This window comes from Pedococcus sp. P2_E4 (assembly GCF_056403935.1).
The window spans coordinates 1-10,778 of the sequence record NZ_JBFUEO010000066.1 but is presented as its reverse complement, the minus strand read 5'-3'; the positions used below and the strand labels follow the sequence as shown (position 1 = coordinate 10,778).

At 71.7% G+C, this 10,778-nt stretch carries 11 protein-coding genes; 6 read left to right on the top strand and 5 right to left on the bottom strand.

Features of this window, described 5'->3' with window-relative positions:
• The 4 genes from AC1DV7_RS17690 to AC1DV7_RS17675 all read right to left on the bottom strand — a co-directional run.
• On the bottom strand, positions 1–1,342 hold a 1,342-nt coding region (locus AC1DV7_RS17690; RefSeq protein WP_477598648.1), incomplete at its 3' end, for a sensor histidine kinase.
• 141 nt (positions 1,343–1,483) lie between these two features.
• Positions 1,484–2,743, bottom strand: a complete 1,260-nt coding sequence (locus AC1DV7_RS17685) for a hypothetical protein (protein WP_477598647.1) — start codon at positions 2,741–2,743, stop codon at positions 1,484–1,486.
• A complete protein-coding gene (locus AC1DV7_RS17680) occupies positions 2,740–3,294 on the bottom strand; it encodes a SigE family RNA polymerase sigma factor (protein ID WP_477598646.1) in 555 nt (184 codons plus the stop codon). Before AC1DV7_RS17680 ends, AC1DV7_RS17685 begins: the two co-directional genes overlap by 4 nt.
• A gap of 82 nt (positions 3,295–3,376) precedes the next feature.
• Positions 3,377–4,792 (bottom strand): glycine--tRNA ligase, encoded by a 1,416-nt coding sequence (locus tag AC1DV7_RS17675; RefSeq protein ID WP_477598645.1) that lies wholly within the window; start codon positions 4,790–4,792, stop codon positions 3,377–3,379.
• Positions 4,793–4,942: 150 nt separating this feature from the next.
• Between AC1DV7_RS17675 and AC1DV7_RS17670 the strand changes: the two genes are divergently transcribed.
• The 6 genes from AC1DV7_RS17670 to AC1DV7_RS17645 are packed head-to-tail and all read left to right on the top strand — an operon-like array spanning position 4,943 to position 9,719.
• Positions 4,943–6,151 carry an aminotransferase class I/II-fold pyridoxal phosphate-dependent enzyme gene (locus tag AC1DV7_RS17670; RefSeq protein ID WP_477598644.1) on the top strand — a complete coding sequence of 403 codons (1,209 nt, stop codon included), beginning with the start codon at positions 4,943–4,945 and terminating at the stop codon, positions 6,149–6,151.
• Positions 6,152–6,161: 10 nt separating this feature from the next.
• A complete protein-coding gene (locus AC1DV7_RS17665; protein WP_477598643.1) occupies positions 6,162–6,446 on the top strand; it encodes a DUF6703 family protein in 285 nt (94 codons plus the stop codon).
• 51 nt (positions 6,447–6,497) lie between these two features.
• Entirely contained in the window at positions 6,498–7,454 is a 957-nt protein-coding gene (locus tag AC1DV7_RS17660) for a metal ABC transporter substrate-binding protein (RefSeq protein ID WP_477598642.1), read from the top strand.
• Positions 7,451–8,302 (top strand): metal ABC transporter ATP-binding protein, encoded by an 852-nt coding sequence (locus tag AC1DV7_RS17655; RefSeq protein WP_477598641.1) that lies wholly within the window; start codon positions 7,451–7,453, stop codon positions 8,300–8,302. The genes AC1DV7_RS17660 and AC1DV7_RS17655 overlap by 4 nt, the downstream gene beginning before the upstream one ends.
• On the top strand, positions 8,299–9,300 hold the full coding sequence (locus AC1DV7_RS17650; RefSeq protein WP_477598640.1) for a metal ABC transporter permease: 1,002 nt from the start codon (positions 8,299–8,301) through the stop codon (positions 9,298–9,300). Before AC1DV7_RS17655 ends, AC1DV7_RS17650 begins: the two co-directional genes overlap by 4 nt.
• Positions 9,297–9,719: a Fur family transcriptional regulator gene (locus AC1DV7_RS17645; RefSeq protein WP_477598639.1), complete on the top strand. Its 423-nt coding sequence runs from the start codon at positions 9,297–9,299 to the stop codon at positions 9,717–9,719. Before AC1DV7_RS17650 ends, AC1DV7_RS17645 begins: the two co-directional genes overlap by 4 nt.
• A 157-nt stretch (positions 9,720–9,876) precedes the next feature.
• Here the strand turns inward: AC1DV7_RS17645 and AC1DV7_RS17640 are convergent, their stop codons facing one another.
• Positions 9,877–10,659, bottom strand: coding sequence for an isoprenyl transferase (locus AC1DV7_RS17640; protein WP_477598638.1), 783 nt, complete (start codon positions 10,657–10,659; stop codon positions 9,877–9,879).
• Between the last annotated feature and the right edge of the window lie 119 nt (positions 10,660–10,778).

Sequence of the window (10,778 nt, the reverse complement as noted above, 5' to 3'; positions counted from 1 at the left end):
CCTCGCGCCCGGTCGCCTCACGCCCGGTCGCCTCGGGCACCCGGTCGGTGGTGACCGACAGCTCGAAGCCCTGCGGCTCGAGGGCCCTGGTCCGCAGCACCGCTCCCGCCCCCTGCGCGCGCTCCCGGAGCCCCACCAGCCCGGTGCCGGACTGGCCTGGCACGGGACCGGAACCGTTGTCCGACACCGTGATCCCCCGCTCGTCGAGCGTCACGCGGCAGGACGTCGCCCCGCTGTGGCGGATGACGTTGGTGACGGCCTCGCGCAAGGTCCAGGCACACACCGCTCGCAAGGCGGTGGGGACCGCGTCGACGGCCGTCGGCAGGTCGGCCTCGATGCCCGCGGCCGCCAGTGACGTCCGGGCGCGGGCCAGCTCACCGGGCAGGGACACCTCGCGGACCCCCGCAACCGCCTGACGCACGTCGGCGAGCGCGTCGCGCGCCAGCCGCTCGACGTCCTCGACCTCGCTCCGCGCGCGGCTGGGATCGACCTCGAGCAGTCGGGCCGCGAGCTCGGCCTTGACCGTGATCACCGTCAGGCTGTGGCCGAGGATGTCGTGCACGTCGCGGGCCATCCGGTTGCGCTCCTCCTGGATCGCCAGCCGGGCGTTCTCGGCCCGGGCGTCGGCGAGGGCTCGTTGCCGCTGCGACGCCACCATGCCGCCGGTCACTGCGGCCATGGCCAGGACGATGGACAGGCTGATGCTCGCGTCGTGGTTCCAGCCGGTCAGGTGGAACGTGAGGAACTCGTAGAGCCCGACGAGCACGACGCCGAGCCCCAGCCCGAGCGGAACCCGGAACGTCCACAGCCCCGACACGGCCAGGAAGACCCAGGTCGCCGCACCCTCCTGGCCGACGGTCAGGGTTGCCAGCGCCGCCAGCACCGCCAGTGCGAGCCAGGCGAGGACCCCGACCTTGGTGACGTACCAGCGGGGAGGGGCCACCCCGCGGGTCCCCCACACGGCGGCACGCAGGTGCAGGAAGTGCGCAACGTAGACGACGACGAAGGCGCTCAGCACGACGAGGCCCCCGTCGGCGCGGACGGTGTCGCGTTGGCGCCAGGCCGCGCTGAAGGCGTCGGAGAGGAAGACCAGCCAGATGCCGGCGAAGAGCAGGCCCAGCGCCCGTCCCTGCCACCCGTCCTCCGCGGTGGGGGTGAAGATCCGCGGGCGCGGCTCGACGTAGGCGTCCTCACCCGCTGGCGTGCTCACGGCCACCAGCCTCTCAGAGTCGAGGGCCATGAGGGTGCTCCACCACGGCAGCACGCGACGGGCGGGTGTGCGTGGGCCGCCTCCGGGCACGGCCGTCGCGCGGACGCCGCCGAGCCGGTCCGTCCGGGTCATCCGCCCAGCGTCGCGTCGACTCACGCCCGCGCCCCCGGACAGGTGTCACCGCTCACCCGTGACGTCTGTCAGGCGCACCACCGTCAGTGCCTGCGCGGTCGGGCGTCAGAACCGCCGACCCACCTTCGGCGCGGTCGGGCGTCAGAACCGCCAGCCCACGTTCAGCGCCAGCCGCGGGATCTCCTCGCGCGCGGGGTTGACCACGATCCTCGACACCTCGTAGACGCGACCCGTCGTGACGTTCCAGGCGAGGACCCAGGAACCGTGGCTGCCGACGGTCTGGAACAGCACGGTCGAGCCGTCGGCCCAGCCCAGGACGCTGCAGCAGCCCTTGAACCGCCCGGTCTGGCCGTCGGGGTTCTCGGGCGCCAGCAGCACCCTCGTCTGGTCGGTCTCGGTGTCGACGGTGACCAGGCCCTGGTAGATCGGGCCGTTGCCCATCTCGATGACCTTGCTCGTGACGTCCTGGTCGAAGAACGCCCCTGCGGCCGCGCGCTCTTCGGTGTTGATCGTGTCCTGCCACAACTCGTAGACGGGGCCGGGGACCTCGACAGCCGGGCCCACCTTCGAGGCGTCCCGGTAGCGCTGGAGGGCGTTGAGGCCGCTCCCGTCCGCGTCGAGACGGAACAGCCCCTCATAGGAGCCGTCGGCGGCCACCGCCACAGCACCGGGCTTCCACGGGTCGATCCGCCACGCCTTCCCGCCCTCGGCGCGGGCGACGATGGTGCCGCCGTCAGCCGTCCATCCCGCGCTCTGCAGGACCGTCGAGGGCACCGGGTAGTCGACGGTCGCGCCGGTCTGGGTGTCGAGCCGCACGACCTTGCCCGGCTGGGCGAAGGCGACGTACCGGCCACCGCCCCCGATGGCGCGCGGCCCGAGTGGCGACCCCTGGTTCCCCCCGGCGTCGTGCACCGGTGTGAGGGCGAGGCCGTCCACCCGGCGCAGCTCGCCCCCCTTCGTGACGAGGACGGGGTGGTAGACCTCGCCTGCGCGCTCGACGTAGACGGCGACGGGCCCGTCCGGCATCCCACCGCCGCCGAGCTCCGCGCTCCGTGCCTCGCTGGGCGTGATCTCCGACGGCAGTCCCGCGTCGAAGTGCGCCAGCTCGGTTTCCTTGCCCTCCAACGGCATCTGGTCGTATGCCGTGCCGTCCGAGAGCCTCGTCGCCGCCGGTGACGTGGTGGTCGGGTTCGCGGGTGAGGGACGCGGCGTCGACCCCGTGAGCTGGACCGTGGTGACGGCGACGGCTGCCGCGGCGAGGGCTCCGGCGGCGGTCGTGACGACCCGGCGGCGGTGCTGCCGCTGCGCCACGGCCCCGGCCCACGCCTCGTGGGCGAAGTCCCGCTCGACGACGTCGGCGCTCGCGCGCTCGAGCAGGGCGCTCAGGTCCCGGTCGGTCATGACGGCCCTTCCTCTCGGGGTGGATGCAGGCGCGGTGGGTGCACGCCCGACAGGTGCGGGGCGAAGTCGGGCAGCAGCGTGCGCAGCCTGGCGAGGGCGGCGTGGGTCTGGCTCTTGACGGTGCCCACCGAGACGCCGAGCGCGTCGGCGGTGTCGGCCTCGCTGCGGTCCTCGAAGAACCGCAGGACGATGACGGCCCGCTGCTTGGGGGTGAGCTGGGCCAGGGCGCGCAGCAGGTCGAGGCGCTCCCCGGTGCCCGTCGACCGGTCCGGCTCCGGCCGGTCGAGGTCGAGCTCCGGGAACAGGGACGGCGACTCGCGCCGGCTCCGTCGCCACGACGAGACGGCATCGCGGTAGAGGATCTTGCGGACGTAGGCGTCGGGGTTCTCGTTCCTCAGCCGCTCCCAGCGGGCGGCGAGCTTGACGAGCGCCCCTTGCAGGAGGTCCTCGGCGAGGTGGAGGTCACCGCACACGAGGAAGGCAGCACGCAGCAGCCGGTGCTGTCTGGCCCGCACGTACTGCGCGAACTCCTCGTCGACCTCGCGGCGCATGGCCACCTCCCGTGCGGATTCTCCCCCCTAACGCACGGGAGGGGCGCAAAGGTTGGCACCCGGCATACGAAAGCCCTCGAGATCAGCAGCCGAGCAGGCGAGCGCCGAGGTACTCCTCCACCTTGTCGAGGCTGACGCGCTCCTGGGCCATGCTGTCGCGCTCGCGGATCGTCACCGCGTGGTCCTCGAGCGTGTCGAAGTCCACCGTGATGCAGAACGGCGTGCCGATCTCGTCCTGGCGACGGTAGCGGCGGCCGATGGCCCCGGCGTCGTCGAAGTCGATGTTCCAGTGCTGGCGCAGCGTGGCGGCGAGCTCGCGCGCCTTGGGCGACAGGTCGGCGTTGCGCGACAGCGGCAGGACGGCCGCCTTGATGGGCGCCAGCCGCTTGTCGAGCCGCAGGACGACTCGCTTGTCGACACCGCCCTTGGTGTTGGGCGCCTCGTCCTCGGTGTAGGCGTCGACGAGGAAGGTCATGAGCGAGCGCGACAGGCCGGCGGCGGGCTCGATGACGTAGGGCGTGTAGCGCTCACCGCTGGCCTGGTCGAAGTAGACGAGATCGGTGCCGGAGTGCGTGCTGTGCGTGGTCAGGTCGAAGTCGGTGCGGTTGGCGATGCCCTCGAGCTCGCCCCACTCGCTGCCCGCGAAGTTGAAGCGGTACTCGATGTCGACGGTGCGCTTGGAGTAGTGGCTGAGCTTGTCGGCAGGGTGCTCGAAGTGGCGCAGGTTGTCGGGGTTGATGCCGAGGTCGGTGTACCACTTGGTGCGCTCGTCGATCCAGTACTGGTGCCAGGTCTCGTCCTCGCCCGGCTTGACGAAGAACTCCATCTCCATCTGCTCGAACTCGCGGGTGCGGAAGATGAAGTTGCCGGGCGTGATCTCGTTGCGGAAGCTCTTGCCGGTCTGGCCGATGCCGAACGGCGGCTTCTTGCGCGCGGCGTTCATGACGTTGAGGAAGTTGATGAAGATGCCCTGTGCCGTCTCGGGCCGCAGGTAGTGCAGGCCGGACTCGTCCTCGATGACGCCGAGGTAGGTCTTGAGCATCATGTTGAACTCGCGGGGCTCGGTCCACGAGCCGCGGGTGCCACAGTTCGGGCAGGCGATCTCGGCGAGCGGGATCGAGTCGGGGTCGACCAGCGCGTCGTCGCCGCTCTTCTTGGCGTTCTTCTTCTCGGCGATGGCCTCCTGCATGTGGTCCAGGCGGAACCGCTTGTGGCAGGACTGGCACTCGGTCAGCGGGTCGGTGAACTCGCCGACGTGGCCCGAGGCCACCCAGGTCTGTCGGGGCAGGATGATCGAGGAGTCGAGGCCGACGACGTCGTCGCGGCCGGTCACCATCGACTTCCACCACTGCCGCTTGATGTTCTCCTTGAGCTCGACGCCGAGGGGGCCATAGTCCCACGCGGACCTCGTGCCGCCATAGATCTCGCCACAGGGGAACACGAAGCCCCGGCGCTTGCAGAGGGAGACGACGGTGTCGACGGTGGAGGGTGCGGCCATGCGCGCAAGGTTACTTGTGCGTGGCCTGCCCGCTCGACGGGGTATGCCGTCGCTCGCCGGGTGTGCCGTCGCTCGACGGGGTATGCCGTGTGGGCACCTCCGTCGAATGGTGGTCGCGGGCCCGCGGGGGCGCGCCTACCGTCGGTGGCCATGAGTGACCACCCCGTCTCAGCGCGGTCCGTCCAGATCCAGCAGGCCGAGTCGTTCCGGATGCTGTTCGACTTCGCCCGCCGGTCGGGGTACCAGGAGCGGCGGCTCGAGCCCGGGGTCCTCGACTTCACCTTCGGCGACCCGCACGAGGTGCCGCAGACGGACTACGTCGAGGCCCTGCGCGAGGCCGTCCTGCCGAAGGACGAGCTGTGGTTCGCCTACAAGTTCAGCCAGGAGGCGGCCCAGGCGGCTGCTGCCGCCTCGCTCTCGCGACACCTGGGGCTGGACTGGCCGGCCGACCGGATCCGCATGACCACTGGCGGCTTCGGCGCCATCGCGACGTCCCTCAAGTCGGTGGCCGACCCCGGGGACGAGGTCGTCTTCAGCCTGCCGCCGTGGTTCCTCTACGAGTCGCTGGCCCTGGAGGCCGGGCTGGTGCCGGTCAAGGTGCGGGTCGACGCCGAGACGTTCGACCTCGACCTGGCTGCGATCGAGGCCGCGATCACGCCACGCACCCGGGTGGTCATCGTCAACACCCCCAACAACCCGACGGGGCGGATCTACCCCGAGCCGACGCTGCGGGCGCTTGCCGCCCTGCTCGACGAGGCGTCCGCCCGGCACGGACGCCGGATCTACCTGGTCTCCGACGAGCCGTACAACCGGTTGGTCTTCGACGGGGCCCGCTTCGTCAGCCCGGCGCAGTTCTACCCGTTCACGCTGCTCTGCTACTCGTACGGCAAGACCCTCCTGTCGCCCGGCCAGCGGCTGGGCTACCTCGCCCTGCCACCCTCGATGCCGCAGGACGTGGTCGACGCGGTGATCGAGGCGGTCGAGAGCGTGCAGATCGCTGCGGGCTGGCTCTTCCCCAACAACGTCATGCAGTACGCCACGCCGCGGCTCGAGGAGCTGAGCATCGACGTCGCCCACCTGCAGGCCAAGCGCGACCTCATGGTCGAGGGCCTGCGCGCGGTGGGCTACCGCCTGGAGGTCCCCGAGGCGACCTTCTACCTCTTCCCGCACTCCCCCGTCGCCGATGACGAGGCGTTCGTGCAGCTGCTCGCCGACCTGGGCGTGCTCGTCATGCCCGGTCGGATCTTCGAGACGCCCGGCTTCTTCCGCATCTGCCTGACCGCGACGATGGAGACGATCGAGGCGAGCCTGCCGCGCTTCGAGGCGGCCCTGGCCCGGGCAACGGAGGTCGCGTCATAGGGTTCGTGCCGTGCCGACGCTCCGCCAGACCATCGAGTCCGCCAGCCTGCCCGCCCTCCAGCGCCTGGGCGCCGTGCCGCGGGCCGTGCCGTTCCTCATCGTGCTCGGCCTCATGGTCGCGGGGGTCCTCGTCGACGGCTGGGGGTGGCTCTTCCTCCTGCCGGTGCTGGTCTTCCTCGTCTGGACCCTCTACCTCGGCTGGCCGGCCCTGGACGGCGGCGCCCGCCTGGGACGTGTTGCGGTGGTGCTGATGGCCGTCGCGATCACCGTGACGCAGGCGCTGCCGCGCACCTGACCTCGACACCGATTTTGACAATCGTTCTCATTTGTGTTGAGAATGATTGTCATGACGTCCCGTCCCTCCCACCTCGTCGCCAGCGCCGGTGCCATCGCCATCGCCATCGCCGTGCTGTCCGGCTGCGCGACGAGCGGGGGGCGGGACGCCAGCAAGCTCGAGGTCGCCGCGGCCTTCTACCCGCTGGAGTACGCGGTGTCCCGGGTCGGTGGTGACCACGTCGACGTCACCTCGCTGACCAAGCCCGGCGCCGAGCCGCACGACGTCGAGCTCACCCCCAGGCAGGTCGGCTCGGTCGCGGGAGCCGACCTCGTGGTCTACGAGAAGCACTTCCAGCCCGCGGTCGACGACGCCGTGCAGGGCCAGGCCAAGGACCACGCCTTCGACGTCTCCCCCGCCGCCCGACTCACCCTGGTGGCGACCGAGGACGACCACGCGCACGCCGGGGAGAGCGCGGCCGAGCACGAGGACCACGCCGCCGAGGGAGCTCCCGACCCGCACTTCTGGCTCGACCCGCTGCGGTACGCCGACGTCGGCGACGCCATCGCCGCCGAGCTCGGCCGGCGCGACCCGGCGCACGCCACGGCATACTCCACCAACGCGCAGGTGTTCCGCGCAGAGCTCACGGCTCTGCACGAGGAGTTCACCGCGGGGCTCGCGCGCTGCGCCGTCCGCGACCTCGTCACCTCGCACGCGGCGTTCGGCTACCTGGCCGAGGCGTACGGCCTCACCCAGGAGAGCATCACCGGGCTCACGCCCGATGCGGAGCCCAACCCGGCCGCGATGGCGGCCCTCACCGCCCACATCCGTGACAGCGGGGCCACCACCGTGTATGCCGAGACGCTCGTCAGCACGGCGGTCGCCAGGACCTTGGCGCGCGAGACCGGTGCCAGACTGGCCGTGCTCGACCCCCTCGAGGGGATCACCAGCGCCTCGGCCGGTCGCGACTACCCGTCGGTCATGCGCGCCAACCTCGCCACCCTCGTAGCCGGACAGGAGTGCTCGTGACGACCACCCCCGCCTCGCCCGCCGCGGCGTCGGAGGTCACGCCGATCCTCCAGCTCACGCGGGCCGCTTTCGGCTACGCCGACCAGGTCGTCGTCCAGGGCGCCACCCTCACCGTGCACAGCGGTGAGGTGGTCGCGGTGCTGGGGCCCAACGGGTCCGGCAAGTCCACGCTGGTCCGCGGGCTGCTCGGCCTCAACGACCAGCTCGGCGGCGAGGTGCGGCTCTTCGGCGAGGCACGTGAGACCTTCCGCGACTTCGCCCGGCTGGGCTACGTGCCGCAGCGACACACGCTCTCGGCGTCCGTCCGGGCGACCGCCCGCGAGATCGTGGCGGTCGGGCGCCTGTCCCACCACCGCTGGTGGCGTCCGGTGCGGCACAGCCCCGCCGACACGGCCCTGATCGACCGGTGCCTCGACGTCGTCGGGCTCGCGGACCGTGCCGACGCGGATGTGTCGACGCTCTCGGGGGGCCAGCAGCGGCGGGTGCTCATTGCGCGCGCCCTCGCCTCCAACCCCGACGTGCTGCTCATGGACGAGCCCACTGCGGGTGTCGACACCGCCAACCAGCAGATGCTCTCGACCGTGCTGGCCCGCCTCGCCGCACGCGGCACGACCATGGTCATCGTCACCCACGAGCTGGCCGCCCTCGCCGGCATCGTCACCCGCATCGTGGTCGTACAGGGCGGGCGGGTCGCGTTCGACGGGACACCGCAGGACTTCGCGTCACGGTCCGGCGAGCTGGCCGACGACCACCACCACCACCACGACGACGAGGACCACCCCGCGCCGTCACGCCTGCCCGACGCCCCGTCGGCCGGGCCGCTCGACCCGCGGAGGCACCGCCCATGAGCGAGCTGCTGTCCCTCGACTTCATGCGCCAGGCGATCGTCGCCGCGGTCCTCGTCGGGCTCGCCGCACCACTCGTCGGGGTGTTCCTCGTCCAGCGACGGCTGTCGCTGATCGGTGACGGGCTCGGGCACGTCGCGCTCGCCGGGGTCGCGGTCGGCGTGCTCACGGGTCAGGCGCCGGTGCTCACCGCCCTGGTCGCCGCGGCTGCTGCGGCGGTCGCCATCGAGCTGATCCGCGGACGTGGCACCACCAGTGGCGACGTGGCGCTGTCGGTCATGTTCTACGGCGGCATCGCCGCCGGTGTGGTGATCATCGCCAAGTCCCCCAGCAGCAACCCGGCCAGCCTCACGGCATACCTCTTCGGCGCGATCACCACCGCCGACCAGAGCGACCTCTGGGTCTTCGCCGGGCTGGCCCTCGTCGTGCTCGTCACGACCTGGCTGTTGCGCCCGTGGTTGTTCGCCGTCGCCAACGACGAGGAGTACGCCCGCGCCAGCGGACTGCCCGTCACCGGGCTCAACATCGCGCTCGCGGTCCTCACGGCCGTCACGGTGGTCGTGTCGATGCGCGTCGTCGGGCTGCTGCTCATCAGCGCCCTGATGATCATCCCCAACGCGACGGCGCAGCTGCTCGGTCGCAGCTTCCGGGCCTCGACGCGCTGGGCCGTCGTCGTGGGCGTCGTCTCCAGCGTCGGCGGGGTCGTGACCTCGTACTTCGCGGAGACCCCGTCCGGCGGCACCATCGTGCTGCTCGCGATCGGCTTCTTCGTCGTCGCCGCGGTGGGCACGGCGGTCGTCGCCCAGGCCCGGGCGCACCAACACCGGCGGGCCGAGCGCCACGACCACGAGCACGGGCCGGCCTGCGGGCACGAGGCCGTGACCCACGGCGACCACGTCGACTACGTGCACGACGGCCACCGCCACGCCGCCCACGAGGGCCACTACGACGAGCACGACCCCGCCCGCCACGAGGCCCCGAAGGAGACGGCTGCACCATGACCGGCACCCAGGACCGCACCGCGACCCCCGAGAGCACGCGACGCCCCACCCGCCAGCGCGCGGCGGTGGCTGCACTGCTCGCCGACACCGACGAGTTCCGGTCCGCCCAGGACCTGCACGCCGCACTCCGGGCCGGTGGCGACTCCGTCGGGCTGGCCACCGTCTACCGCAACCTCCAGGCAATGGCCGCCGAGGGTGAGGTCGACATGCTGCGGACCGACGACGGCGAGGCGGTCTACCGCGCCTGCTCGACCGGTCACCACCACCACCTGGTGTGCCGGGCGTGCGGCCGTACCGTCGAGGTCGAGGGCCCGACCGTCGAGGCGTGGGCCAACAAGGTGAGCGCCGAGCACGGCTTCACGGACGTGCACCACACGCTCGAGATCTTCGGCACCTGCGCCGACTGCGCGTCCGCGTGACCCCCGGCCACGGTCCCTGACCTCTGCCAGCAGGGTTTAGCGAAATCCGGACACCGTGCACCCTGTCCGCATTTCGCCAACCACTGCTAGCAGAGGTTGGCGGAATGGTGGTCCCAGGTTGGCGAAATGGTGGTCTCAGGTTGGCGAAGTGGTGTTCTCAGGACGTGGGCTGGTCGACCGCGCCGCCGTAGCGGCGGTCCCGCTCGGCATACGTCTGGATCGCCGACCACAGGTGGCGCCGGTCGTAGTCGGGCCAGAGCGTGTCCTGGAAGACCATCTCGGCGTACGCGCTCTGCCACAGCAGGAAGTTCGACGTGCGCTGCTCCCCCGACGACCGCACGAACAGGTCGACGTCGGGCATGTCCGGCTCCGGCAGGTGGCGGGCGATCGTCCGTTCGTCGATCGACCCGGGCTTGAGCCTGCCCCGCTGCACCTGCTCGGCGATCCGCTGCACCGCGTCGGCAATCTCGGCCCGTCCGCCGTAGTTGACGCAGAAGTAGAGCGTCAGCCCGGTGTTGTGCCGAGTGAGCTCCTGGGCCGTCTCGAGCTCCTTGATGACCGAGCCCCACAGCCGCGGCCTGCGCCCGACCCAGCGCATCCGGACACCCCACTCGTGCAGCTGGTCGCGGCGCCGTCGGATCACGTCGCGGTTGAACCCCATGAGGAAGCGCACCTCGTCGGGGCTGCGCTTCCAGTTCTCGGTCGAGAACGCGTAGGCCGACAGGTGGGTCACGCCCGCCTCGATGGCGCCAGCCGTCACGTCGAGCAGCGCGGCCTCGCCGGCCTCGTGACCCTTGGTGCGCGGCAGACCGCACTGGTTGGCCCATCGCCCGTTGCCGTCCATGACGATGGCGACGTGGCGCGGCACGAGCTCCGGGGGGAGGGCAGGTGGCCGGGCCCCGCTCGGGTGGGGAAACGGCGCAGGGTATGCCGTGCTCACGCCTTCGCCGCCTGCGCGGCGGCGTGGGCCTGCTCGACCTTGTCGACCGCGACGGCGACCGCGACGGCGACCGCGGCGGCGGACGTCGCGGCGGCGGGGGACGTCGCGGCGGCGGGGGA

What these genes read in the sequence shown, in the direction of transcription:
- AC1DV7_RS17680 (WP_477598646.1), bottom strand. Translation starts at nt 3,294, where the DNA reads ATGCGCCGCGAGGTCGACGAGGAGTTCGCGCAGTACGTGCGGGCCAGA.
- AC1DV7_RS17645 (WP_477598639.1), top strand. Translation starts at nt 9,297, where the DNA reads ATGACCGGCACCCAGGACCGCACCGCGACCCCCGAGAGCACGCGACGC.
- AC1DV7_RS17670 (WP_477598644.1), top strand. Translation starts at nt 4,943, where the DNA reads ATGAGTGACCACCCCGTCTCAGCGCGGTCCGTCCAGATCCAGCAGGCC.
- AC1DV7_RS17650 (WP_477598640.1), top strand. Translation starts at nt 8,299, where the DNA reads ATGAGCGAGCTGCTGTCCCTCGACTTCATGCGCCAGGCGATCGTCGCC.
- AC1DV7_RS17675 (WP_477598645.1), bottom strand. Translation starts at nt 4,792, where the DNA reads ATGGCCGCACCCTCCACCGTCGACACCGTCGTCTCCCTCTGCAAGCGC.
- AC1DV7_RS17685 (WP_477598647.1), bottom strand. Translation starts at nt 2,743, where the DNA reads ATGACCGACCGGGACCTGAGCGCCCTGCTCGAGCGCGCGAGCGCCGAC.
- AC1DV7_RS17660 (WP_477598642.1), top strand. Translation starts at nt 6,498, where the DNA reads ATGACGTCCCGTCCCTCCCACCTCGTCGCCAGCGCCGGTGCCATCGCC.